Genomic DNA, 26,064 nt, shown 5'->3' on the forward strand with positions numbered 1-26,064 from the left:
TCAGATCTAAATGAGTAAGAATATGGCGGATGCAGCGGTTACGACCAGTACAAATCCGCGATAATATCTGTCCGGAATTTGCCTGACAATCCATACCCCTACTACTGCGCCCAATCCAATTGCGGGAATCATTGGCAGGTCCAATAACAGAGAGTCCCAGGTAATCGTTTTCCAGACAAATACATGAAAGGGGATTTTTGAAAGATTGATAATCAGGAAAAACCAGGCAGTAGTGCCGATATAGACATCTTTGGGGAGGCGCATAGACAACAGATAGACGGCCAACACAGAACCCGCTGCATTTCCCACCATTGTACTAAACCCTGAGACCAGTCCGGTAAGAAGTGAAAACCACCAGAAGTCAGGCACAGTTGTCGATTTGCGCATATCCATCAATACCATAACGCCAATACCGACGAGAACGACAATTCCCATGGCAAGTTTAAAGCCCTCTTCTGAAATAGAATTGCCGACCCAGGTGCCAATGATCACGCCAACAAATGCCACTGGCACAAGACGGACAATATAACTCCAGTTGGCAGATCTCTTGTAATACCATACAGCAAAAAAGTCAGCTACATTCAGAATAGGCAATAACACACCGGTCGAAACTTTTCCGCCAAAAATGGTAGCCATAATTGGTATTGTCAGATAATAGATTCCGGCGACGCCAACCTTGGACATACCAGAAATCATGGCGCTGATTGCAAATAATACCCAGTCAAGTACACTCATAATACAAGTTCTTCCGGCAGACAGAGAAAGCTTTTTACTACAGGCTGCGAAAGTGCGACAATATTCTGAGTATCGGAAACCGAGGGCAAATCCAATACCTTTCCTGAACGATCCAAAATCATAATAGGTTCTTTATTTCCTTTCAGGTAGGCCTGATTGATCACGCTTCCATCGAACACATAGTAGGCAGCATTTTCGGTAGTTAATCCGGAAATCTGGCTATAAGCAAGTCTTTTTTCCATCACCTCTGCCGGATCAAATGGTTGAGCGGCAAATTTGACTTTTAGCAGTTTGCGACTCAGCAGGCGCTTACAAAGGTCAGAAAGAACCGGGTCAGCAGCGTATTGCCATTTTTTGATAGCATATTCAATATCATTGTCATCCAGAGCGATAAATCTTTCGATCACCTCATCGGTAAGCTGTTCGGAGGAAATGGGGTTGTGGAAAAAAAAACTCAGATTTTCATCGAGAAATATTTTTTCCCCCGCCTCCACCAAAAATCTCGCCCGATGAAGAATATTGACCATCATATGTTCTGCCGCCATCGCAGCCTTGTGCAGATAGACCTGCCAGTACATCAACCTTCTTGCAACGATAAATTTTTCGATTGAATAGATCCCTTTGTCTTCGCAGACCAGTTCGTCATCTGCGACATTGAGTATTTTGATAATTCGATCTATGCCTACAATTCCCTCAGCGACTCCCGTAAAAAAGCTGTCGCGGATCAAATAATCCATTCGGTCCATATCCAGCTGGCTGGAAACCAGTTGATGCAAAAATTTGCGGGGATAATCGCCGGTAAATATGTCTATGGCCAGCGTAAGTTTCCCTCCCATACGGTCATTGAGATAATGCATCAGCGCCAGACTCATTTCCTCGTGATGCATCCCTCTGATAATCGCGTGCTCTAATGCATGAGAAAACGGGCCGTGCCCGATGTCGTGGAGGAGAATGGCAATCAGGGCGGCCTTATATTCCTCTTTAGATATTTTCACCTTTTTTCGCCGCAAGACATCCAGGGCCTGACGCATAAGATGCATCGCCCCCAGAGCATGATTGAAGCGTGTATGTACCGCACCCGGATATACCAGCGAACTTAATCCCAATTGTTTGATACGACGCAACCGCTGAAAAGCAGGCGTATCGATCAGGGTGAGCAGTGATCCACGGGATACTTCGATAAACCCATGTACAGGATCATTGATAATTTTGGATCGTATAATTCTCTTTTTCAAGGAATAGATGATTTAGTATCGGCAAATTAAAAAATAAACCTTACTTTGGTCTGAAGATGTTGTGGCATTTCTACTGAATGATGGCAAGAATCCTGTCGCTGTTTGTTACGTTCCTCCTGTTTACGGCACTTGTACCGGCACAGGACAAATCCGGCGAAGCCCCGGAAACGGATTCGCCAAAATCCGCTTTATTTCCAACCATCACGGCAGTTCTCACTGACGACTTCCCACTGATTACGCTTGTCCTTACCAAAACGCAAAACAATTGGGAACATTTTCATCTGGACAATTTCCGGGTGAAGGAAGAGGAAGTTGCGGCTCAAATACTTTCTTTCACTGTAGGTCGGGCCAATCATTCCCTTAAAATCGGGCTGATATTTGATCATGGTTATTTAGGAGGGGTATCATCAGAGGATTCGCTTGCTTTTTGGGAAACAGCTAAAACTGCGTCTGCCGGCTTTTTAGCTTCGATGGAAGCGGAACGCGACTCTTTTTTGCTGGTAAGTTTTGCAAGTGGTGTGGACAATACAGACTTTAACAACAATACAGAAGTATTCAGCATGATTCTCAATAGTCTTGAGCCCGATAGTGGCAGGCGCATTTTCGATGCGATGCAGGTAGGGTTAGAGGCATTATTGCCCCACAACGGCCGAAGAATCATGGTATTGTTTACCTCGGGAAAAGACCAGGGCTCGGACACCCCTTCGAAGACTGTATTGCAGACAGCCCGGCTTTTGCGCATCCCCGTCTATATTATTGCAACAGGAGAAGCAGATTATTCTGCCCTTCAGCCGTTGGCTTCCAAAACAGGTGGTTCCCTCATTTATGCCAAAAATGCGGAGGAATTGACCCAGGCATTTCAGCAAATCAGTCAACAGTTGCAAAATGTAAGCGAACTGACTTACATAACGCCCGTACCTGATGGGACTGAACCACTGAGAAGGACGGTCGAAGTTATCAGCACGATTTCGCCAGATCTCCCACCTCAAAACACAAAAACCACTTATCGGATCGACAAATTACCTTCAAAAGATTCGGAGATTCTCACCTCTCCTAAAAACAGAAAAAACCTTTGGGGTATGATCTTCGCCATAGTTGTCTGCATGGGAATTGTGGCAGGATTTATCATGTGGCGCAGAAATCGTTTATATTCCGACCTGGTTGTTCCTGCGATTACCAATATCACATTTCATCGCAGAAACAATACCATCCGTTTAGACGTGAATATTCCGCTTCGCAACCGCCCGGTAAAACTGACCATTTTCACAGATGCCGGCACGCCGGTAATCGATGCCGTCTTCCCCGGACGAAAACGCCGATATGAGATGGACATCTCGGAATTACCTTTTGGCGTTTATTTCTGCACGATTACCAACGGCGGGCTTACTTCCGAAAAAAAACATATGGTGAAGCAAGTGGTATAGGGCAAATTGAACTCACCTCCTGGCCCCCGCTCTTCCAAAGAGCGGGGGCTGTTCCCGAAGGGACCGGGGGTGAGTTCTAAATAAAAAACTTTGAAAGTTCAGCATCAATAATGTGCCAATTATTCAAAACCACTTCATTGTCGAAGCGAACTAGCTGAAAACCAAGATTTTTAAGAATTTTTTCCCGATACAAGTCATAGTCATTTTGAGAAAAGTGTATTTCACCATCTAACTCGACAATTAACCGAGGTTCATGGCAATAAAAATCTGCGATAAAAAATTTTTTATCGCCCAGGTTGTCGTCATGTTCAATAATGTATTGACGGTAGAACTTTTTACCTAAAAACCGTCGGTTGCGAACCTTTTCCCAAAACAATTTTTCTGAAGCGGTCTGCCGCTTTCGTAATACTCGGGCAAAAGCTAAAATTTCATCGTATTTCATGGTTGTAGTCGCAAAAAATGAGAGATACGATTTTACGAATTTCAGAAATCGTTTGAAGCATTTTTAAAAAAATAATTTTCAGGCATGATGAACTCCCACCCGGGCCCCCGCTCTTCCAAAGAGCAGGGAAAACGCGATGCGATGTATGGGGAAACCACAACTTGTAGGCCCCCGCTCTTCCAAAAAGCAGGGGCTGTTCCCGAAGGGAACGGGGGTGAGTTCCAATCGCCTCGCTCTTCCAAAGAGCAGGGAAAACTCGATGCGATGTATGGGGAAACCACAACTTGTAGGCCCCCGCTCTTCCAAAAAGCGGGGGCTGTTCCCGAAGGGAACGGGGGTGAGTTCCAATCGCCCCGCTCTTCCAAAGAGCAGGGAAAACTCGATGCGATGTATGGGGAAACCACAACTTGTAGGCCCCCGCTCTTCCAAAGAGCGGGGGCTGTTCCCGAAGGGAACGGGGGTGAGTTCCAATCGCCCACAACCGTCGAACCGTAAGCCCGTATAACTGAAAGCAGGATTTTCTTACCTGTTTACCGAGAATCATTTCACCAAACCCCAACAGATCGTCTGAAAAATCTTTACCTTTATTAAATTCGTAACCTTGCGGGAAATCCGCAGATTGATTTTAACTAAGTATTGCTTATGCCAAATCCGAAAATTCTTTGGGTAGATGATGAAATAGACCTTCTGAAAGCTCATATACTGTTTTTGCGGGAGAAAAATTTTGATGTGGAAAGTGTCAGCAATGGCATTGATGCATTGGAAATGATCAAACAGGATAGTTATGATATCGTTTTTCTGGACGAACAAATGCCCGGGATGGACGGGTTGACCGTTTTGTCTGAAATTCAACAGATAAAACCGAATACGCCGGTGATTATGATCACCAAGTCTGAAGAAGAGCATATCATGGAAGATGCGCTTGGCTCGCAGATCAGCGACTATCTGATCAAACCCGTCAAGCCCACGCAAATCCTGCTTGCCTGTAAAAAAATCCTCGAAAATAAGCGGCTCGTAACCGAAAAAGTAAACTCTGGCTATCAGCAGGATTTCCGGAATATAGCGATGCAATTTTTTGAAGACAATGACTTCAAAGACTGGGTGGATATCTACCGTAAACTTATGTTTTGGGAAACCAAAATGGGAGAAAATACGGACAAAAGCATGGAGGAAGTGCTGACTACGCAGCTCGGAGAGGCGAACAACAACTTTGGGAGATTTGTCAGTCGCAATTATATCGATTGGTTACATACTTCCAATCCAGCAGAAAAACCGATTCTTTCTCCTGATATTCTTCCTGAAACGACTTTCCCGCTTCTCGATAAAGGATATGAAAGTGTATTCTTTATTCTGGTAGACTGCCTTCGTTATGACCAATGGAAAGCATTTGAGACAATTATTTCTGAATTGTATTATATTGAAAATGAGCGGGCCTACTATGGCATTCTTCCCACTGCAACCCAATATGCGCGTAACGCCATTTTTGCCGGGATGATGCCTTCTGAAATTGCATACCGATATCCCAAATTCTGGTTGAATGACGAAGAGGAAGGTGGCAAAAACAATTTTGAAGCAGATCTGCTGGCCGAACAGATCAAACGCAAAAAGCTGAACATCAAACACAGCTACCACAAAATCATCACCAACGAAGACGGAAAAAATCTCGCCGACAACATACTCAATCTGATGAACAATGACCTCAATGTCATTGTCTATAACTTTATAGATCTGCTTTCCCATTCCCGTACAGAGATGAACATTATCCGGGAACTGGCCCCCAATGAAGCAGCCTACCGGTCTATTTCCCGATCCTGGCTGGAATTTTCGCCCCTGCTACGTGTACTTCAGACACTCAGCCAGCGAAATGTAAGAATCGTTTTGACCACGGACCACGGAACCATTCGGGTAAAACGTCCTACGCGAATCATAGGCGACAGAAACACTACGACCAACCTCCGGTACAAACAGGGGAAAAACCTCAACTATGACGAAGGGGCCAAACATCTCTTTACAGTCAGAAAACCTGAAGATGCGTTTCTGCCCAAAACAAATGTAAGCTCCACCTACGTTTTTGCTATGGAGGACCACTTTTTTGCCTATCCCAACAATTACAATTATTACGTCAACTATTATAAAGATACTTTTCAGCATGGCGGCATAAGTTTGGAGGAGATGATTATTCCAATAGTAGATCTTGTTCCGAAAAACCGGTAAAAATTTACTATTGGATAATTTGCCAGTCGGTGATTATCTTTGAGCCCTTTCAGCAAAACCGGCAAACCCAAACAACCCCCGTATGCAGGAACATATATTTCGGAGTCACACGGAGTCTGAGAATCCGGAGATTGCAAAAAGCGTTTTAGCTGTTTGTAATCCTCTGAAAATTTTTGCACTTTACGGTGACTTGGGAGCGGGAAAAACAACCCTTATCAAAAGCTTTTGTGAGGTTTTGGGTGTGGATGAACCTGTAACCAGTCCGACGTTCACCCTGGTGAATGAATATGCCAGCCTTACTACCTCTGTGTATCATTTTGACTTTTATCGTATTCGTTCCGAAACCGAAGCTTATGATATTGGTATAGAAGAGTATTTGGATTCTGGTGCTTATATTTTTATCGAGTGGCCTGAAAAAATCCCGACCTTGCTCCCCACCGAAACCGCCCGGATTCATATACATATTGCTGAAAATGACTGTAGAGTAATTCGCTTAATTTGCTGACTGAATGGGGAAAATCTCTTTTGCAATAGACAGTGGTTTGTTTTCGGGAATTTATCCCGGTTCATGGGCCGTGCCGCAGGAAATGCCTGCAAGGGCCGACAAATCGCGAAGAAATCTTAAAATCGGTATTCCCAAAGAGGGATTTTTTCAGGAAAACAGGGTAGCACTTACGCCTTCCTCTGCTGCTGTTCTCGTCGCCAATGGCCATGAAGTATATATTGAACACAAGGCCGGTGAGGGAGCCAGATTTACAGACAAAGACTATTCTGAAGTGGGTGTTATCATCTGCTATAAACGGGAAGACGTTTTCAAACAGGCAGACTTTATCTTGAAAATATCTCCGCTTTCCGGAGAAGAGCTGGCATTGCTGCGGGAAAACCAGACTTTAATTTCTGCCGTTAACCTGGGAAGTCTTACCCCCGACTATCTGAATCAACTTATTCGCAAAAATATTACCGCTATCGGATTTGAATTTTACCGGGGGGGAGACAACTCTCTGCCGCTGGTTCAAATGATGAGCGAAATCGCCGGTGTGTCCTCCATTCATATTGCCTCCGAATTGCTCACGGGCAACAACGACGGACAGGGTATTCTGTTGGGAGGAATTACCGGTATCCCCCCTGCAGAAGTAACGATCATCGGAGCGGGAAATGTAGGCTTTAATGCGGCTCAAACCGCAATGGGAATGGGCGCCAGAGTAAGGATCATAGATGAAGAAATTTACAAACTCCGGCGGATAGAAAAAGAATTGGGGATCAATGTATATACCTCGGTAGCGCAGGGAAACTATATCTACGATGCAGTAGTAGCCGCAGATGTCGTGATCGGCGCAGCTTACAGAGAAGGCCAACGCACACCGATGGTTGTTACCGAAGATATGGTAAGACAAATGCGGGCTGGCTCTGTTATAATTGATGTCGCCATTGACCAGGGCGGCTGTATTGAAACCAGCCGGCTTACGACCCACGACCAACCTACTTTTATTAAACACGACGTCATTCACTACTGTGTACCCAATATCGCATCAAGGGTAGCAAGAACGGCCTCTATCGCAATCAGCAATATCCTTGGCCCACTCCTGGTAAGCATTGGCGACAGTGGAGGAATAGACAACCTCGTCAGATATAACGAAGGCCTGAAACAGGGCATTTACATATACCGGCGTCATCTTACCAAAAAGAATATCGCCAGAATCTTTGGAATGAGTATGAACTACCGGGATATAGACCTGCTCATTGTCTCGATGTGATTTTTATTACAGATTCCCGGTGACTTTTTCTGATTTCTTTTGTCTATTAGTATATAGCCAATAAATTTATTCGTCATGAAAATAACAAAAACTCTACTTCTCGCAGGTATGCTCTCAATCGCCGGCTTCTTCACAGCTTCGGCTCAGGAAATTGTCGAAGGCTCCCGCAACTTTATCAAAAACGAGTCTTATAATGCGCTTTCTGTAGTAGTCGTCGGCCAACCCAAAAACGTGGAAGCTGTCCTCGACAAAAAATTTGAAGCCGCAACAGGCAGTAAACCCAAAAACTCCAAAGGGGTAAAAATGATTGAAGGTGCCAGCTATGCACGAATGTCATCCAATACGCTCGATATGTTTTACAAAGTGGAGGCAGCCACAAAAACAGACAATAACCATACCCGGGTGAATCTTTTCCTTTCTTCAGGAAATAATAATTTTATCACCTCCGAGTCTGACCCGGAAACCATGCGCGGTGCTTCTGAAATCCTGAAAGGGCTGCAAACAGAAGTTACCATCTACGAATTTGAACTCGCCATTGAAGAGCAAACCAAAGTCATCGACAAAGCTATTAAAGACCATGAAAAAATGGTCAGCGATAGCGTCAAACTCGAAAATAAGCTGGCTGAAACACTTCAGGAAATCGAAAACAATAAAATAGACCGCCGAAACCAACTGGAAACCATTGAGCAGGAAAAAATGAAACTAGCTGGCTTCCAGGAAGAAATGACCAAAGTTATCAGCGGTTCTCAGGGAATCAAGGAAGAAACGCCCGCCATTAAGGAGGACAATAATTAATCCTTAGATTTTTAACGAATTCATCACAAAAGCCTCCCCTGTCAGGGTAGGCTTTTTGTCTTCTACAGAGATAATAGTAGTCTCGATTTTCGCCCGATGACGCCTCTCATCGACTTCCATAACTGTAAAAACTGCCTTATAGGTCTCTCCGGCAAACATCGGCCTGCGAAATGTCATGGTTTGGCTAAGGTAAATGGTGCCCTCTCCCGGAAACTCGGTGCCCATCACTCTTGAAATCACACTCCCGCCTAAAAATCCGTGGATAATCGGCCTCTTAAAAGGTGTCTGGGCTGCGTATTCTGCATCCAGATGAATAGGGTTGTAATCTCCCGAAACAGCCGCAAAGGCAACTACATCTTCCTGGGAAAAGGAAAATTCGACTTCGTAGGTATCTCCTGTTTTCATTTTGATTTAATTAAGGCATTCAGGAAAATGGTTTGGGTTTCCACATCCGAACCATCATCAGTGCCGGAACAATTAAATAGGCAATATTGGTAAAAAAATACCGCACAAGGTCAGGCTCCACACATTCCGGCAATTGTTGCCAGCCTTCACGGGCCACCTGTCCAAACATTCCCTCAGCCATGTAAGTGATCATACCGTGGGTCAGCGCGCCACCATAAATAAGCCCGGGAACCCGGATATTTTCCCAACCCCTGACAAAGCCCAATACAAAATATACATACAAGGGCAACCAGATAAACGCTGAAATCCACGCAGAAACACGCACTTGTGGGGGATTTGCAATCAGCAGCGGGTCAGCGTACTTAGCGTAATTGTGGTAAATAAACCGCTCAACGGCATATCCACTATTGGGATCCAATTGGCCGTTTAATCCGTTTACAGAATCTGTGACAATCGACGTAACGATAAACAGGCTAAATGCAATGACAAAAAACCAATCGTATTTTCGTTCACTCAGGGGTTTGGGTAGCATATGGATTATTTATAAAATAATACTCTGAGCAGGCACTTTTGCTGCGTCGTTTCAAAGATTCAGTTTTTTTTCGAAATTCCGGACAACCTTTTTAAAAAAATATCTCAATTTTACAGTACACATGGTTGAACACGTACTCAGAAAAATTAAAAAACGGCTGTTTCCCGGCCCTGTGGATATATCCGATGAGTATATCAACCGATTGTTTTGCGCCAATGCAGGCATGCTTCTCAGGGGCAATCTCTATGCATTCGACTATGCAATCAAAAATTTGCCATCTGATGCTCCGGTCGTAGAAATCGGCTCCTACTGCGGGTTGTCAACCAATGTGCTTACTTATTACCTAGAAAAATACAACAAACCTAATGCACTGTTTACCTGCGATACCTGGGAATATATGGGTGAAAAAGATCATCTTAATCCCGGAGCGCCTTATTTACAAATGGTGGGTGAACATCCTTCGCTTACACGAGAAGACTATATGCAGTTTGTAAAAAACAGCTTCAAACAAAATATACTTATGTTTAGCAGCAGGCGATTGCCTTTTAGTTATGAATGCACTTCAAGTTCTTTTTTTTCTGCGTGGGAACATAAAGCCAAAAGTGCAGATCTTTTCGGGAGAATGGAACAAATGGGCGGGCCTATAAGTTTTTGTTTTGTCGATGGCGATCACCGCTATGAATATGCCCGGAATGACTGGGAAAATCTGGATAAATATCTCGAATCCGGAGGATTTGTCCTGTTAGATGATTCGGGCGATCATATCAGTGGAAGCAGGAACCAACTGGCACGGGAACTAAAAAATCACTCTGGTTATGAATATGTTCTAAAAAATCCAAACTATCTGTTCAGAAAAAAATAGCCCGCCAGTCAAAATAGCAAATATGAAACCTCCCCGGCACACTATCCTTTATTTTCTGCCACTGGCAGCATTCGTAGTCGTTCGCTGGGGGATGGATTTCAACGGATTGTACGGACAGGATGGGCATTCATTTTATCAGTTTTCACTCGAAATCATTCGCTCATTAAGGGGAAATGCAGATTTTAGTCAATTCCGCGTTCCTCCTATCTATCCCCTTGCCGGGGCAATTCCCGGATTTTTTGCCGGACATCCTGACTTTTTCCTCCAACTGATTTCGGCACTCAGCCTTACCGGAACTGCCTGGATGGCAGACCGCATCATCAGGCATATTCATCCCAAATCGCCCGAAAATTCTGTTGCCACCTATCTCAGCGTGATCCTAATCCTCTCTCCCTATATGCTGCGAGGTTCCCTGATGGTCATGACTGATTTGATGACGACTTTCCTTTCCACCTTAGCCGTGTATTATATCATACAGTATCGGCAACAAACCGCTGCCCGGCAGATAATCCTATTGACAGGCGCGGCTTCACTCGCATTTCTTACCCGGTATGCAGTTGCCCCCCTGCTGGCAATTCCATGCACATTGGTAATCGGGATAATGATCCGGGAGAAAAAATGGACGCATATAGTATTGGCAGCAGGGGTAGTTTTGATCTGTTTTGTACCCTTCCTGCTTATAAAACAGGGAAATACCAATGAATTTGCCAATCACCACCTGATGACTTCATGGTCTGTGCTCAATGCCTTCCGCCGGTCTTTCTCAGGCCCTGATGGCACAGCCAATTATCAGATAATCAATCTGGTAACAGTATTTTATCATTTTTTTCATCCAGCATATATTTTCCCGGGTATTGCACTGGTGATATTTGTGAGAAAGGTAGATTTACAAAAAGAATCTGTTAAGTTTTTGCTGGCTTCGATTGTATTATACTCCCTGTTTATCGCAGGGTTAAACTTTCAAAATAAGCGGTACCTGATTCTGAGTTTTCCCCTGGTAGCCATTTGCTTTTTCCCAGCCTGGCAGCGAATAAAAGCACAGATACCCACGACCACCTTTACAATTGCGGTTATTATCACAGCATTTATACAACTGGCCTTTTCAGCCTACCTTTTTCGGAGTTTTTATAAAATCAGCCAGACAGAAAAATTTCTGGTGAAAGAAATTTCGGCTCTTCCCCCTACCCTTTTATATACCTTCGAATTAAATATGGCCTTTAAATCCTACGAAGTTCCCCATCAGGTTCACAGTCTCTACGATCGTAAAATTGATATTTTTCCCGAAAACAGCCTGCTGCTGGTCAATGAAGTCAAATGGGAAAATCAGTGGAAGGATCAAAATCCTGTGATCAATATGAACTTTGCCCGCAGCCAATATGAAACAGAACTCCTCAACCAGTTTCCCGAGGGGTGGACATTGTACAGGATCAGAGAAAGAAAACGCCGCCAGCCATGATGCTGAATATCCGTTCGACTATCTGGCGAAAATCCCGCACAGCCCTGATTTTTGCTGTACGAAACTTGCTGATACCCATTTTAAATATTAGTATTTCACTTTTGGTCATACAGCTGGGCAGCGAAACCCTTTGGGGAGGTTTTGTCAATACGCTGATATGGGTCAGTCTGACCTTACATATTCTTTCCTGGGGTAATAAAGAGTATTTACTGCGGATTTTCAGTAAAAATCCCTCCCGAATCATTCAGGTATGGCAGGAAAATTTATTCACCCGAGGAACGGGCCTTTTCCTCGCAGCAGGAATTTTTCTATGGCAAGGGTTTCCATCCGGAACATACGGTTGGATTTTGCTTTGGCTTATGACAGCTTTTATTGCCCAGTCCTGGGAAGTGATTGTATTGTATGAAAAACAGTTTGGATTGGCAATTTTCACAGAACTGGCGGGGTTTGGGCTGATTGCTGGCGGGTTATTCCGTCTGGGAGGGGATATCACCCTGATTCAGATAGTTTACCTTTACGCGATTTCCAACCTGCTCAAATCTGCTATGCTAACCTTTTGGTTCAGGAAAACAGGGTTGGCCGTCTTCCAATTTTCGCTAAGCAAAAAACACCTTTCCGAAGCGTTTCCCTTCTTTCTTGTAGGACTGAGTGGCATGCTCAACACCCGCATAGATCTTTACATGGCAAATGCCTGGCTGACAGAAGATAAAGTCGCCGTTTATCAGGTGATGACCAGTCTCTTTATTTACCTCCAGGCATTTTCAGGAATGATCACCTTACCATTTGTCAAAAACATATACCGGCTTCCCAGTGAAAATATAGCCCGAATCCCATACAAGTTGGGCGGCATAGGACTGGTTTTACTGTTAGCAGCAATACCCGCGACCTGGTGGGTACTGAATGGCCTTTACAAATTTGACCTGGAAGCAGCTTTTTATGTATGGGGGTTTCTGCTGGCATTTCCCATCTATTGGTATTTGCCGACCATTTACCTTTGTTATAAACACCAGAAGGAAGGGCTGGTGTTGGGGCTAAATGCCCTTGGAATAGCCGTGAATATCGGGTTGAATATATACTTTATTCCGCTTTGGGACATCAAGGGAGCCCTGATAGCGAGTGTGATTGCCCAATGGGTAATTTTATTTTGCTACGAATATTACCGAAACAAACTTCCGCGGCCGCCTTACCCCGCCAAACCAATTTCCCGAGACGAGATTATCAGAGGAGAAAAGCTCCGGTGCCCTGAATGTGGCGGAGAGATTCATATCGCTGAGGCTATCTGTACCGGCGGACATACATTTGAAACCGAAAACCACGTCCTCCGGCTGGTAACCGAAAAAAAGGCTGAGCAGTTGGATCCATTTTTGGAAAAATTTGCGCGATTTCGCGAAAAAACCGGATGGTTTATCGAAGATCCGACGATTTTCCCACGCCTCCCATTTGTCAAGGAAAGCGAAGCGCCAGGGTTTTGGCGAGCCAAACAAGCAGATTTTGAGATTATTTTTCAATTGTTGAGACAGAAGAATCAGCAAAAAATCCTTGAAATCGGCGCATGGAATGGCTGGCTGAGTCATCATCTTGTCAGAGCCGGGCACGCACTTACCAGTGTCGATTATTTTATCCACCCGAAAGACGGGCAGGGAGCAATGAAGTATTATCCCGAAAAATGGCTGGCGGTACAGATGGAAGTGGAGGAAATGGAATTGTTGGCCGGCGACTACGATATGATAATTCTGAACCGTTGTTTTGCCTATTATACCGATCCGGCGGAGGCGTTGCGCCTGCTAAAGCAGAAGCTGCGGCCCGGAGGCATTCTGTTAATGACAGGATTGCATATTTATCCTGACGGAGAAGCGCGAAAAGCGGAAATGGCAGCCTATGAACAAACCTTTCTGGAGGAAAACGGGTTCCCCCTATTTTCAAAACCTACGCGCGGTTATCTCGATAAGCGAGATAAAGACGATTTAGTAAATGCAGGAGTAAAACTTTTTGTATATCGAAAAATGATGATTCACAACCTGAAGACAGGCTTATTTCCTGGAAGGGCGAAAATGTATTATGGGGTTTATAATCAGGCACTGTGATTTCCTCCTGTTTTATCATTTGAGAAAACGATAAATGCGTTGGAAACCGATTCTTTAGGGATACTTCGATTGGAGTTTGTTGGAAACTGTTGGAAATCGTTAGAATCCGTTGGAATCCGTTTCAAACCGTTGGAATCCGCTTCTTTGTCCGTGACAAGCTGGATGGACATGGGACGCAGATTTTCGCAGAGGAAACGCAGATTTTCGCAGAGGTTTTTGGGTTGCTTTTGCTTTTGGAATCCGTTACAAACCGTTACAAACCGTTGGAATCCGTTGCAAACCGTTGTAAACCGTTGCAATCCGTTTCAAACCGTTGGAATCCGTTAAAAACCGTTTGAATCCGTTTAAATCGGATACCACAATCATAATACATTGATAGCCAAATACTTAAGATATAGTTCTTTTCAAAAATCCGTTACAAACCGTTTCTATCCGTTACAAACCGTTATAATCCGTTGGAATCCGCTTCTTTGTCCGTGACAAGCTGGATGGACATGGGACGCAGATTTTCGCAGAGGAAACGCAGATTTTCGCAGAGGTTTTTGGGTTGTTTTTGCTCTTGGAATCCGTTACAAACCGTTACAAACCGTTGGAATCCGTTGCAAACCGTTGTAAACCGTTGCAAACCGTTTCAATCCGTTACAAACCGTTACAATCCGTTGGAATCCGTTGCAAACCGTTGCAAACCGTTTCAATCCGTTACAAACCGTTACAAACCGTTACAATCCGTTACAATCCGTTGGAATCCGTTAAAAACCGTTTAAATCGGACACCCCAATTATAATATATTGATAGTCAAATACTTAAGTCGTGTTTCTTTTCAAAAATCCGTTACAAACCGATACGTATAGATTCTTAGATTGCAAAACCGGTCTTGGGTAAGGGTTCTGACAAGGGGCTTTTCGTCGGATTTTGACCACTGACCTTGGGTTCATGTCGCGCTATTGTCTATGGGGAGGTTTTTAATAAAAAATTCTGACAGAATATCCCTATAGCGGAATTTCCAGCATTTTAATATTTTGGGCACCCAAAAAACCATAACCTTGCTCCACATTTGTATATGTGGGGGCAGGATCAGTAAATGCTAGTTCAAAATCCTCGGGCTGGATCTGGTATTGATAATAGCGATAATAACTTTCCGATATCTTAGAGACTTGTAACAAGATTCTTGAAGGTCTGATGCTTCTATCAAAATTGGAGGGGATGGAGAGCAGGTAAATAACCTTAAAGGGCGATTCCACAAAACAATGATCGCTGAGGTATGAATTATTGTAGCTACAAATGGAGTTCCCTGAAAGCACAGGATCTGCTAAAATATTGGAGATCCGAACTATGATGGAGTCCCAGTCCGCAAACGCTCTGATCAGGTAAAAATCATTTTCACTTGCCGGGTCATTAATCGTTAGTTCCACTCTTCCACCGGATGATCCGGTATCCATGGGTTTATAGGCGGAATCCTGAAAGCTTGAAATCTGAATATCGGGAGGAGTCGGCATCATAACGGGCTGGGTACTGGCCGTTGTATAGCCCGCTGCAATTGCTTCAATCTTATAACTTTCGCCCGGTACCGGTCTCCAGTTCATGGGAGCCCGATATTGACCTTTCGCCTGTTCTTCCAGCAAAAATAATAAGCTGTCACCTTGATAAAGATTTACGGTCGCATTGGCAACCAGTAAATCTGCTGCAATACTTTCCGAAGGGGAAATTGTATGGGATAGTTCAACAAAAAATGGCTCATTTGAAGTTAACATGGCATTGATAACCAATTGATCCCCTTCATAAAAAAGGCGGAAATCAATTTCTTTCCGGCAACCGGATAGGAATAATAAGGCGAGAAAAAAAATTGCTGGAATCGGATATTTAATGAAAATATTCATAATAGTTAGGTTGAATATGCTCAGCTAGAATTCCCACTGATAAGACAACCAGGGGAGGAAAGGAATCAGGGACCATTGGATAAGGTTATATTTTTCAGTCCGGCGGAGATCCAGAAAAAACGGATTTTTTCGGTTGTAGGCATTATTAACGCCAAATGACCAGCTTCTGGAATGATCATTCCCGTCGGGATAAAAAGTTGCGCTTACATCGAGGCGATGGAAATCAGGCATTCGGGATTGGTTTCTCCCTTTATAAATCAGAATAAAAGTTTCCCTGGAAGAATTGGTGTTGTTATGTGCTTTTTCAATAGCAACAGGTAAGGTAACGGGCCTTCCCGATTGGAATTGCCAGGCAAGTGATAAACTCCAATAGTCATTTAGTTGATAGGCCCCTGTAATGGAAATATCATGCCTCCGGTCAAAATTACCGGGATACGCAGTTCCGTTATTAATATTGGCAAATTTTCGTTGGTTTTTGGAATAAGTATAGGCAATCCAGCCATTTAACCTTCCTTCCGGCTTACGAATCATGGTTTCTATTCCATACGCTGTCCCTTCACCATTTATCTCAACCAGCTCCTGCCAATTGGTATTGATACTGGTGGCAAAATCTATCCCCTGACGATAATCTATCAAGCCTGATAATTGTTTATAATATCCTTCTACAGACCATTCAATTCCTCTGATGGTTTGGGCTAAACCCGCTGACCATAGGATCGCTTTTTGGGGAGGTACCTTATCCGTTGGGGGTACCCAAATATCATTGGGAAGTCCTACACCATTGTTGGAGAGCAGATGGAGATACTGGTTCATTTTTGCATACCCAAGGCTTAATTGGATATTCGCAGGAAAACGGATTTCGGTACTTAATCGGGGTTCAGGATTAAAATAGGCGGTATCCGAAACGGCAAACCCCGAATACCTGAATCCCAGATTGAGATGCCAAAAGGGCAAAATTTTCATTCGATCTTCCAGAAATATGCCTCCTTCATAAGCCGGAATCGGAGCATCTGCTATCGTGGTATCAATATCTCCTCTGAGATCAAGTTTTCCCGGTGAAAAATGATGGTAAGTACCCGTTACACCAAATTTGATTTCGTGGCTGGGAACGGGATAATAATCGAACTGGGTATTAATCGCCCAATCTCTCACATGAGAACGTGAAATAAAGCTATTGTCTTTTAAATCATTCTGGCCTGCAGGGGCTTTTTCTGAAGTTTTTATTCTGTATTGATAGCGGGAATAGGTAAGCTGATTTTGCATAAAAAGCTTGTCACTCAGCAACCGGTTATACCTCAAGGTTGCCGTTTGATTTCCCCAGTCAAGCCCAAAAATCGATGAACCATTTTGAGGTCTCCCGTCTCCGGCCCGCCAAAAATCCTGCCCTCCGTAGGTACTGAAAAATAGCTGACTTCCATCCTTAAATCGATGGTTTATTTTCCCATTCACATCAACCAACCAGTAATTAAAATAGGCATCGGCGCCTCCGGATCGGTATGAGAGGTACACTGGTAAAAGAAACAACCCGAGGTAGGATGATCTTGCTGAAAACAGATAAGATGTCTGGTCGTTAATGGGCCCCTCACGAAGAAATTTTGAGGAAATCAATCCGACGCTTGCGGTTCCTTTTTCTTTGGTTTGATTTCCTTCTTTTAGCCGGATATCTACCACAGAAGACAATCTCCCTCCAAATCGGGCGGGAAAATTTCCTTTATAAAGATCCACCTGACGAATCGCATCGGAGTTAAAAACGGATAAAAACCCAAACAAGTGAGAGGCATTATAAACCGGAGAGCCATCGAGCAAAAGTAGGTTTTGATCAGGACTTCCGCCTCTGACAAGCAATCCGGAAGTACCTTCCACCCCTGTACTTACTCCGGCGGTAAGTGCCAATGCCTTCAAAATATCCACTTCTCCCATTAAAGGAGGCACTTGTTTGAGCTGTTCAATCGGAATCTGGATACGCCCCAATTCATGGGTTTCCTTTTGTTTTTCAGCTACTATTTCAATCTCGTCAAGACTCAGGGGAGCCAGTTCAAACTGTATTAAAGTATCATTTTGCAATTGAAATGAAGCCCGGTTACTTTTAAATGAAACAAAACGGGTTTTTAATATGACCGGCCCTTTGGGGAGGGTAAGGCTGAAAAAGCCGTAGGTATTGGTTTGAATCCCTCTTTGGGAAAGAGAGTCGTAAACCGAAACGCCTGTCATAGGCTCTTTTCCCCCAACCGTTTCTACATAACCGCTGATAGTATAACTCTGCCCTTTCAGGTTGTTCATTATCGCTCCCATCCCAATTAGCCAAACAGCCAAACGAACATAATTTCGGAACATATAGATTTATTAGTATTTGGATAAAGATAATCACTGGCCAGACGATTAAGCTGGCCAGTGAGTTGCATTGTAATTACAATTCGTAAAGATACCTTGAATAGCAGTCTCCGTAATCTTCACTGGATGTATGAAAACCCTTAACATCGGCATCCCCTCTTAAACAACCTCCGCAAAAAGAATCTTCAAATCCGATTGAGCCAGTTGTTTTTGCATAATCCTTATTGAACCAAAAATCCCGATCATTATGGGTACTACCCCACTCAACATATCCAAAAGCGTGAAATCCAACCTGATCAACTTCGTTCCCAAACCAGATACCTGCAGTTTTTTTCTGGTGTTTGGTTTCCAGCGAATATCCCTGGCTGCCAGAATAGTTAGACCAGGCAACTTCCCCTTTAACCCTGTACTTACTATCATTGGGATTAACTGTTATACAATCATAATGTTGTACAATGCCCCTCGAAGCAGCAGTTGAGGTTTGAATAACTTCTCTTTCAATGGGTTCTGTTTCATAATCGAAGTAAAATGATGGGAGTGTGCTTTCGTTAAGGTTTTTTAATGCTTCAACTGCGGCTTCATCACTGGCTTTAACAGATATTACCTGATAAAAAAGGAATTTATATACCAAATCTCCAATCTGAATCATTGCATCCTTATTGAGAAAGTGTCTCATTGTTGGAATAACAACAACTTCTACTTCCTGAAGTTCCCGACCTTCATCTGGCATAATAGTAATCAGGTTTTCAAAGCCGGCAAGACTTCCATCTCTCATGTATGCCTCTACAATTGCGAGATGATCATCTTCATGAATGTCTTCATATGCCATCGCATAGGAATAAAAATCCCCTACATCTTTCAATGCTTCTGAATAATCTTTTCCCTCAGCAGGAAAAGCTAAAACATAATTATTGAATTGCTGAAACTGATTCTGGTTGGTAAAAATTAGCAGCCCATTTTGATTTTTGGGCAAAAGATCATTGTTTTTGGTTTCAAAGATAGTGTTTTCTTCAATAGGACTTATGGCACTTTTTTGGCACGCAGTAAATACCAATAAGCTCAGTATAACTGCACTTAAAAAGGTGGAAATTTGCCTTATTTTGCGGGGGGGGGGGGGGGATTGCTTAAGTATTGTTTTCATATAAAAAGGTAATTAAAAAGTTACTTGGTTTGTGCTATCCGGTTAAAGGCAGGATTATGATCTGTTAAGAGATTTGATTTCGCTGCTTTAATTGAGATAGAATTGGTAGATGGAAAATTGAAAATACGAATTTTTTTTCAGGAAGTATTGTTGCGCTGATTGTAATTATTGAGTTGGTAAACTTATGAATTTAAATGATAAAAAAAAACAGTACCTCTTATTACCTAAAATTAATAGGGTGCTTACCAGTGTGGGAAGGAAGGGTATTCACGTTTGCGACAATTGGGTTTGTGCCCTCAGATGGCAAACGTTAAAGATTTTTTATAGTCCGCCAGGAGTTAATAAACTTCCGTCGATTTTTTTACCTTTGATCCACGCCGAAAAACTTGACTTTTATTTATCCATTTATGAAAAAAACTACTACACCCTCAAACGATTATTTTTGGGGGACAATCGTCACCAGCTTTCTGATTCAAATGTTATTCTTATCATGTGGTATCAAAAGTACTGAGACCTCTGCCGACCAATCAGTATCTCAACCTTTCTTAGGTTATCGAAGTGTCTCTCTCCTGACGATAGACGGCCTCCGCTTCAAAGACCTCAACCGCAATGGCTCCCTTGACCCTTATGAGGACTGGCGCCTTTCAGATGCAGAAAGAAGTACAGACCTCGTCGCACGTATGTCGCTGGAGGAGAAAGCCGGATTTATGATTATCAGTACCACGCGTATGGAAAATGACTGGTCCTTCCAGCGTGGCCGGCAGTCAGGGCCTATTGGCAGCGGATTTAATGAGGAGGACCTGGTTTCCGATAATAATATGTTTACCCGAAAACCGCTGCCTTATCCCAATATGGGGGCTGCCGGTACGACCAAAGGGGTAACCCAGCTTCACCTCCGGCATTTTATTCTGAGAGCTAATCCGCCCGCCCGTGTCATCGCCGAATGGTCCAATAACCTCCAGGCGCTATGCGAGAGCGACGGTCTGGGAATACCGGCAATTGTAACCTCCAACCCCCGCAACCATGTTACCATGGATGCCTCGGCAGGCCTGAGCGTAGGCAAAACCACTTTTTCCCAATGGCCGGGCGAACTGGGTATGGCCGCCATGCGAGACTTTGCCCTTACCCGCGAATTTGCCGACATCGCCCGGCAGGAGTGGACTTCCGTAGGCTTGCGCAAAGGGTATATGTATATGGCCGACCTTTGTACCGAACCCCGCTGGCAAAGGGCTGAGGGCACTTTTGGCGAAGATGCCGAACTGGCTGCCAATATGATACGCGAAATTGTACTCGGATTTCAGGGCGAAAAACTTGGCAACGGCTCCGTCGCCCTTACTACCAAACACTTCCCGGGCGGAGGTGCTACCGAAGGCGGACAAGATCCGCATTTTGAGTGGGGTAAAAGGGAAATGTTTACCGGCGGAATGTTTGAAAACAACCTCATTCCCTTCAAAGCTGCGATTGAAGCGGGAACTTCTTCCATCATGCCTTATTATTCGTTTCCCGTCGGAACCCAATACCAGGAAGTCGCTTATGCTTACAACAAACCTATACTCCAGGATCTTCTCCGCAAAAAACTGGGGTTTGATGGAATTATCAACTCCGATACCGGGCCTATCGATATGATGCCCTGGGGCGTGGAGGAGATGAGCCTTCCAGATCGGTATAAGACTGCCATTGAGGCGGGGATAAATATATTTTCGGGCACTGCCGACCCTTCCCAACTGATTGAGGCTATTCGCAAGTACCCCGAATTGATGCCGCTGGTTGATGCTTCGGTTCATCGCCTCCTGATGGAAAAATTTGCGCTTGGGCTTTTTGAAAATCCTTATGTAGAGGTCGATGCCGCCGAATCAACCGTGGGAAAACCCGAATTTCAGGAAAAAGCTGATCTTGCCCTGCGAAAATCTATCGTTTTGCTGCGCAATGAAAATGCCGGCCAGTCGCCCGTTCTCCCTCTGAAACCCAAAACCAAAGTGTATTTTGCAACCACAATCCCCGGGGAAGGAGAATCCGCTGTGGCTGTGCTTTCTGCTGATTCTACTGCCTGGGATCTTGATTTTGTGGACTCTCCCGAAAAAGCGGAGGTGGTAGTTGTATGGGTTGTGCCCAAATCCAAACCGCTTTTCCAGTCAGACGGTTCGCCGCTGTTCCTTTCCCTGTCCCAAAACGGTGTGGACGTAACCCATGTCCGCAAACTCATGGCCAAAAAACCGGTAATTATGGCTATAAACTACTCCAACCCCTGGGTGATCGATGAGTTGTATGATCCAAAGAACATTTCGGGTGTCCTTGCGACATTCGGAACTACAACGGAAGCGCTGCTGGATGTGATTACCGGCAAATTTAATCCTTCAGGGAAAATGCCTTTTTCAACGCCGGTTTCAGAAGAATCTGTCAAAAACCAAATCCCCGATGTTCCGGGTTATATGGAAGGCGAGGGCTATTCTTTGTTCAAATTTGACGAAGGAATCAGTTATTAACCACCATGAACAAAGTCGTTTTATTTAACCCGCGTAGCGCTACCGCCAAACACCGCATTCCCAACTCAATCCTTCAGGTGGGGGCATCTATTGAGGGGAAATACGAATACGCTTTTGTGGACGGGAATCTGGAAAATGACCCTTTCCGTAAAATCTGCAGCTATTTTGATTCGGGCGAATATGCTTTTTTCGGCGTAACGGTTATGCCCGGCCCGCAACTTCGGCAGGCGATTACGTTTACCCGGATGATCAGGGAGAAATATCCGCATGTAAAGACGGTCTGGGGCGGATATTTTGCCTCAAATCAGTATAAAGTGGTGATCGAATCGGGGTATGTGGATTTTATCGTCAACGGCCCGGGAGATAAGGCTTTTCCCGAACTGCTGGACTGTATCATCGCCGGTGGAAACCCGGCAAAAATTCAGAACCTTATTTTCCGGGAAGAGGGAAAAATCATTCAGACGGCCAAAGCCGCGCTGTTTGAACAGGATGGTTTACCTGATCTTCCCTATGAAAAACTCAATCGGTTTTACCCGATCGGCCATTATCTCGGAAAAACTTTTCTCGGCTCAAAGACCATCGCATACCACTCCAGTGTGGGTTGTCCGTTTACCTGCTCCTTTTGCGCCGTGGTTCCTATCTACAATGCCCGCTGGTCGGGAAAATCAGCCGAAAAAGTATATGCCGATATCCGCCATCTCAAAGATGCCTACGGAGCCAATGCGATCGAATTTCACGACAACAACTTCTTTGTTTCGCAAAAACGGGTGGTCCGTTTCTCAGAACTGGTTCAAAACGACAACATGAACTGGTGGGGCGAGGGGCGAATTGATACGCTGGACAAGTACACAGACGAATCGCTGGAAAAAATGCGGGCCGCAGGCTGTCGAATGATATTCTTTGGTGCAGAAACTTCCAGCGACGACATTCTCAGCCAAATGGACAAAGGCGGCACACAGACCGCTGCGCAGATCAAGGCGTTTGCCGGGCGGCTCCGCAAGTTTGACATTATCCCCGAATATTCTTTTGTGCTGGGAATGCCTGCGGCCACACCGGAAAAAGTCATGGCGCAGATTGACCAGGACATTCAGTTTATCAAAGAGATTAAAGAAATCAATCCTGCAACGGAAATCATTATTTATCTCTACAGCCCGGTAGCAACCGAAGGCTCCGAACTGTACGAACAGGTCAAAAAACAAGGATTTCAGTTCCCCCAAACCCTCGACGACTGGCTGAATCCGCAGTGGGAAAATTTTGATCTCCGGAAAAATCCCCTGACACCCTGGCTTACTCCGGAAATGGTGGACAAAATCAAAAACTTTGAAACGGTACTCAACGCCTACTACCCTACGGCTTCAGACTTTAAGCTTACACCCGCCAAAAGAAAAGTTTTGCAAATGGCATCTTCCCTTCGCTACAAAACCAATTTTTACCACTTTCCCTACGAACTGAAAGCCATACAAAAGCTCTGGAGATACCGTCAGCCCGAAATTGAAGGATTTTATGCCGAATAGGTTTTCACTCAGACAAATCCTCAAACGGTTGCTGTTTCCAGTTTTACGGCCTCTGGCAGACTGGTATCTGGGACGCACGAGGAAGTTTACCTGGAAAAATATAGAAGTTACTGTAGTGCCGGGTGTCTTTCATCCGGGACTGTTTATCAGCACAAAAATTTTACTCAATTTTTTATTGGAACAAACCCTGTCAGGCAAAAAATTCCTCGAACTGGGGGCAGGGAGTGGCATTATTTCGGTGTTTGCCGCGAAGCAGGGTGCTATCGTAACAGCTTCAGATATCAGCCTGGCTGCGGTCAGCAATATTCGCAGCAACGCAGCAAACAATGGGGTGATTATCACCACCATTCATTCCGATTTGTTTGAAGCGTTGCCGGAAGAGAAGTTTGACATCATCGTCATCAATCCGCCCTATTATCCTCGAAAACCACAATCGGAAAAGGAGTACGCGTTTTATTGTGGAGAGGAATTTGAATATTTTGAAAGGCTGTTTAAAGATTTGCCCGGGTATATTTCTTCAGAGTCAGCAACCTGGATGATTTTATCCGAAGATTGTGATCTTCAACGGATCAGCCGGATTGCCGCCAATAACCACCTGGCCATGGAGGAAATATTCCGCGAAAAACAATGGGGGGAATGGAATTATATTTTCCAGCTTGGACGAATGGAAGAATGAAGGTTTAAACTGCCCTGGTGTGAACCCTACTGTTGGCGAAGAGTATTTCTCGCAAAGTCCGCCAAGGTCTCGCAAAGTCCGCAAAGTTGGACTCCCCTTGGCGTATTTTGCGGTTCTTGGCGATCTTTGCGTGAACCCTACTGTTGGCGAAAAGTATTTCTCGCAAAGTCCGCATAGGTCTCGCAAAGTTGGATTCCCCTTGGCGTATTTTGCGGTTCTTGGCGATCTTTGCGTGAACCCTACTGTTGGCGAAAAGTATTTCTCGCAAAGTCCGCATAGGTCTCGCAAAGGGCGCAAAGTTGGACTCCCCTTAGCGTATTTTGCGGTTCTTGGCGATCTTTGCGTGAACCCTACTGTTGGCGAAAAGTATTTTTACCATCACAAATCCCGCTTTTTGAGGATCAGATACGCAACGCCCCAAAACACCACAATCCAAACAAAAGACACCAGCATTTCCCAGCCGGGCATCGCCTGATCAGGGATAAAAGGCAGCGATTGCCCGCCCGTCGCTTCCGTAGGCGGAATCATCTGCTCCGGAATAGGAAACGGAATCAGGTTGCTCAGACTTTTCACCGGAAAAAACCGATCAATCATATCCGGAGAAAACGCCCATACAATCCTTTCAATCAGCAGATTGTAAGCGATAAACAAAACAATGGAAAGCCCCGCGTTTCGGAAAATCAGTGCAATCAGACCCGCCAGACTCAGATAACCCAAAATCTGCAACCCGACGATACCGATCCAGCCTACCGATTGAAATACCGAAGATTCGCCCGCATCGGTATTGAGATACCCAAAGAGCAGACTCGTAGCAAACACCCAAACTGTAGCTACGCCGGTGAGTATCAGCACCAGCAAAAGTTTGGAAATCAGAAATTCTCCCCGGCCCAGACCATCGATGATATGTTGCCTCAGCGTGCGGAAGTTATATTCGTTGGTAATATTGATGATGACCAGAATAGCCAGAAAAAGCCCCATATATCCGGCGAGATAACCGACTGTATGCCAGACCATGGGGAAGGAGTAAAACCCAAATTCGATGTCTTCCGTACTTTGCCCGTTGATCTCCGTAGGTTTGATACTCTGAAAAGCCATCACTGCGAGCAGGAGGAAAACACAAAAAAGCCCTACCAAAATCCAGAAAGTGCGGGATTTCAGGCTTTTGCGAAATTCGATTTGCAATAAACGGCTGTTCATGGGTTTTCTTTATTTTTGATCAGGTCGAGGAACTGGCTTTCGAGGCTGCGTTTTTTCAGGGCAAGGTGGGTGATGACCACCCCTTCGCCGATGAGGAACTGGTTGAGCGATTTTACATCGGGTTTACCTTCAAAAAACACGGCCATTTTCCCATCAATTTTTTTGATTTCCTTCACACCCGGGTAAGTTTGTATGACCGCAAAAAGCTGTTTCATATCCTCAGCCAGCAACTCCAGATATTCAGAAGCGCCCTGATTGAGCATTTGTTCGACCGGGCCGGAATACAGCAGTTTGCCGTTTTTGAGGATACCGACGTGGGAACAGACTTTTTCCACCTCGTCGAGCAGGTGACTTGCCAGCAGGATGGTCGTACCGCTTTGCGCGATGGAAGCAATCAACGCCCGTATATCGGCGATTCCCTGCGGGTCGAGGCCGTTGGTCGGCTCGTCGAGGACGAGCACTTCGGGCTGACTGATCATGGCAGCAGCAATGGCCAGCCGCTGTTTCATGCCGAGGGAATATTTGCCAAAAGCATCCACACCCCGGCCCGAAAGCCCGGTAAGTGCCAGCACTTCCTCCACCCTTGAATAAGGCACACCTTTAATGTCAGCGACCATTTTCAGGTTGTCGTTGCCCGAGAGGTAAGGGAAAAAATTGGGTTGCTCCAGCACGGCACCAATACGCCGCAATACCTGCGGAGAGGGTTTTTCATCAAACCAGGAATACGACCCGCTGTCGGCGCGGATGACACCCAGTACAATGCCTAAAGTTGTCGTTTTCCCGCTTCCATTAGGGCCCAGCAGGCCGTAAACAGAACCCTTTTCCACAGAAAAGGAAATCCCATCCACAGCGTGGATTTTTCCAAAGTGGCGGGTGAGATCTTTGATATGAAGGACGGTTTCCAAGT

At 44.8% G+C, this 26,064-nt stretch carries 22 protein-coding genes; 12 read left to right on the forward strand and 10 right to left on the reverse strand.

What is annotated here, in order from left to right; genetic code table 11:
• Window positions 1–6: 6 nt before the first annotated feature.
• Together R3D00_19605 and R3D00_19610 are read right to left on the reverse strand one after the other, a co-directional pair.
• Window positions 7–735, reverse strand: coding sequence for a sulfite exporter TauE/SafE family protein (locus tag R3D00_19605; protein ID MEZ4775400.1), 729 nt, complete (start codon window positions 733–735; stop codon window positions 7–9).
• Window positions 732–1,970, reverse strand: coding sequence for an HD domain-containing protein (locus tag R3D00_19610; protein MEZ4775401.1), 1,239 nt, complete (start codon window positions 1,968–1,970; stop codon window positions 732–734). Before R3D00_19610 ends, R3D00_19605 begins: the two co-directional genes overlap by 4 nt.
• A 77-nt stretch (window positions 1,971–2,047) precedes the next feature.
• Between R3D00_19610 and R3D00_19615 the strand changes: the two genes are divergently transcribed.
• The gene (locus R3D00_19615) at window positions 2,048–3,394 is read left to right on the forward strand and encodes a VWA domain-containing protein (GenBank protein MEZ4775402.1); all 1,347 of its coding nucleotides are present in this window, start codon (window positions 2,048–2,050) and stop codon (window positions 3,392–3,394) included.
• 76 nt (window positions 3,395–3,470) lie between these two features.
• Here the strand turns inward: R3D00_19615 and R3D00_19620 are convergent, their stop codons facing one another.
• Entirely contained in the window at window positions 3,471–3,836 is a 366-nt protein-coding gene (locus tag R3D00_19620; protein MEZ4775403.1) for an endonuclease domain-containing protein, read from the reverse strand.
• An 84-nt stretch (window positions 3,837–3,920) separates the two neighbouring features.
• Here R3D00_19620 and R3D00_19625 point away from each other — a divergent pair, with 84 nt between their 5' ends.
• The 5 genes from R3D00_19625 (at window position 3,921) to R3D00_19645 (ending at window position 8,599) form a co-directional block, all read left to right on the forward strand.
• Window positions 3,921–4,331: a hypothetical protein gene (locus tag R3D00_19625; GenBank protein ID MEZ4775404.1), complete on the forward strand. Its 411-nt coding sequence runs from the start codon at window positions 3,921–3,923 to the stop codon at window positions 4,329–4,331.
• A 147-nt stretch (window positions 4,332–4,478) separates the two neighbouring features.
• On the forward strand, window positions 4,479–6,050 hold the full coding sequence (locus tag R3D00_19630; protein ID MEZ4775405.1) for a bifunctional response regulator/alkaline phosphatase family protein: 1,572 nt from the start codon (window positions 4,479–4,481) through the stop codon (window positions 6,048–6,050).
• An 82-nt stretch (window positions 6,051–6,132) separates the two neighbouring features.
• Entirely contained in the window at window positions 6,133–6,555 is a 423-nt protein-coding gene (tsaE, locus tag R3D00_19635) for a tRNA (adenosine(37)-N6)-threonylcarbamoyltransferase complex ATPase subunit type 1 TsaE (protein ID MEZ4775406.1), read from the forward strand.
• A 4-nt stretch (window positions 6,556–6,559) separates the two neighbouring features.
• Window positions 6,560–7,804: an alanine dehydrogenase gene (locus R3D00_19640; GenBank protein MEZ4775407.1), complete on the forward strand. Its 1,245-nt coding sequence runs from the start codon at window positions 6,560–6,562 to the stop codon at window positions 7,802–7,804.
• 75 nt (window positions 7,805–7,879) lie between these two features.
• Complete coding sequence (locus tag R3D00_19645; protein MEZ4775408.1) at window positions 7,880–8,599, forward strand: hypothetical protein; 720 nt, start codon at window positions 7,880–7,882, stop codon at window positions 8,597–8,599.
• A gap of 3 nt (window positions 8,600–8,602) precedes the next feature.
• Here R3D00_19645 and R3D00_19650 read toward each other — a convergent pair whose 3' ends face one another.
• Together R3D00_19650 and R3D00_19655 are read right to left on the reverse strand one after the other, a co-directional pair.
• Window positions 8,603–9,004 carry a MaoC family dehydratase gene (locus tag R3D00_19650; protein ID MEZ4775409.1) on the reverse strand — a complete coding sequence of 134 codons (402 nt, stop codon included), beginning with the start codon at window positions 9,002–9,004 and terminating at the stop codon, window positions 8,603–8,605.
• A 19-nt stretch (window positions 9,005–9,023) separates the two neighbouring features.
• On the reverse strand, window positions 9,024–9,536 hold the full coding sequence (locus R3D00_19655; GenBank protein ID MEZ4775410.1) for an emopamil-binding family protein: 513 nt from the start codon (window positions 9,534–9,536) through the stop codon (window positions 9,024–9,026).
• 121 nt (window positions 9,537–9,657) lie between these two features.
• Here R3D00_19655 and R3D00_19660 point away from each other — a divergent pair, with 121 nt between their 5' ends.
• The 3 genes from R3D00_19660 to R3D00_19670 are packed head-to-tail and all read left to right on the forward strand — an operon-like array spanning window position 9,658 to window position 13,938.
• Window positions 9,658–10,398, forward strand: coding sequence for a class I SAM-dependent methyltransferase (locus tag R3D00_19660; GenBank protein ID MEZ4775411.1), 741 nt, complete (start codon window positions 9,658–9,660; stop codon window positions 10,396–10,398).
• A 22-nt stretch (window positions 10,399–10,420) separates the two neighbouring features.
• Complete coding sequence (locus tag R3D00_19665) at window positions 10,421–11,854, forward strand: hypothetical protein (protein ID MEZ4775412.1); 1,434 nt, start codon at window positions 10,421–10,423, stop codon at window positions 11,852–11,854.
• On the forward strand, window positions 11,851–13,938 hold the full coding sequence (locus R3D00_19670; GenBank protein MEZ4775413.1) for a polysaccharide biosynthesis C-terminal domain-containing protein: 2,088 nt from the start codon (window positions 11,851–11,853) through the stop codon (window positions 13,936–13,938). Before R3D00_19665 ends, R3D00_19670 begins: the two co-directional genes overlap by 4 nt.
• 989 nt (window positions 13,939–14,927) lie before the next feature.
• On the opposite strand, the gene R3D00_19675 is transcribed toward R3D00_19670, so the two are convergent.
• The 3 genes from R3D00_19675 to R3D00_19685 all read right to left on the reverse strand — a co-directional run bounded on the left by R3D00_19675 (window position 14,928) and on the right by R3D00_19685 (window position 19,287).
• Window positions 14,928–15,815 (reverse strand): DUF4249 domain-containing protein, encoded by an 888-nt coding sequence (locus R3D00_19675; GenBank protein ID MEZ4775414.1) that lies wholly within the window; start codon window positions 15,813–15,815, stop codon window positions 14,928–14,930.
• A 24-nt stretch (window positions 15,816–15,839) separates the two neighbouring features.
• The gene (locus tag R3D00_19680) at window positions 15,840–18,128 is read right to left on the reverse strand and encodes a TonB-dependent receptor plug domain-containing protein (protein MEZ4775415.1); all 2,289 of its coding nucleotides are present in this window, start codon (window positions 18,126–18,128) and stop codon (window positions 15,840–15,842) included.
• A gap of 94 nt (window positions 18,129–18,222) precedes the next feature.
• Window positions 18,223–19,287, reverse strand: a complete 1,065-nt coding sequence (locus R3D00_19685; protein MEZ4775416.1) for a hypothetical protein — start codon at window positions 19,285–19,287, stop codon at window positions 18,223–18,225.
• A gap of 476 nt (window positions 19,288–19,763) precedes the next feature.
• Here R3D00_19685 and R3D00_19690 point away from each other — a divergent pair, with 476 nt between their 5' ends.
• The 3 genes from R3D00_19690 to R3D00_19700 are packed head-to-tail and all read left to right on the forward strand — an operon-like array spanning window position 19,764 to window position 23,960.
• Window positions 19,764–21,770, forward strand: a complete 2,007-nt coding sequence (locus tag R3D00_19690) for a glycoside hydrolase family 3 N-terminal domain-containing protein (GenBank protein ID MEZ4775417.1) — start codon at window positions 19,764–19,766, stop codon at window positions 21,768–21,770.
• 5 nt (window positions 21,771–21,775) lie between these two features.
• Window positions 21,776–23,284 carry a radical SAM protein gene (locus R3D00_19695; GenBank protein ID MEZ4775418.1) on the forward strand — a complete coding sequence of 503 codons (1,509 nt, stop codon included), beginning with the start codon at window positions 21,776–21,778 and terminating at the stop codon, window positions 23,282–23,284.
• Window positions 23,274–23,960 carry a methyltransferase gene (locus R3D00_19700; GenBank protein ID MEZ4775419.1) on the forward strand — a complete coding sequence of 229 codons (687 nt, stop codon included), beginning with the start codon at window positions 23,274–23,276 and terminating at the stop codon, window positions 23,958–23,960. Before R3D00_19695 ends, R3D00_19700 begins: the two co-directional genes overlap by 11 nt.
• A 378-nt stretch (window positions 23,961–24,338) precedes the next feature.
• On the opposite strand, the gene R3D00_19705 is transcribed toward R3D00_19700, so the two are convergent.
• On the reverse strand, window positions 24,339–25,157 hold the full coding sequence (locus tag R3D00_19705) for an ABC transporter permease subunit (GenBank protein MEZ4775420.1): 819 nt from the start codon (window positions 25,155–25,157) through the stop codon (window positions 24,339–24,341).
• A complete protein-coding gene (locus R3D00_19710; protein ID MEZ4775421.1) occupies window positions 25,154–26,062 on the reverse strand; it encodes an ABC transporter ATP-binding protein in 909 nt (302 codons plus the stop codon). The genes R3D00_19705 and R3D00_19710 overlap by 4 nt, the downstream gene beginning before the upstream one ends.
• Window positions 26,063–26,064: the final 2 nt, after the last annotated feature.

It is taken from the genome of Bacteroidia bacterium, assembly GCA_041391665.1.
In the GTDB taxonomy this organism is placed as follows: Bacteria; Bacteroidota; Bacteroidia; order J057; family J057; genus JAGQVA01.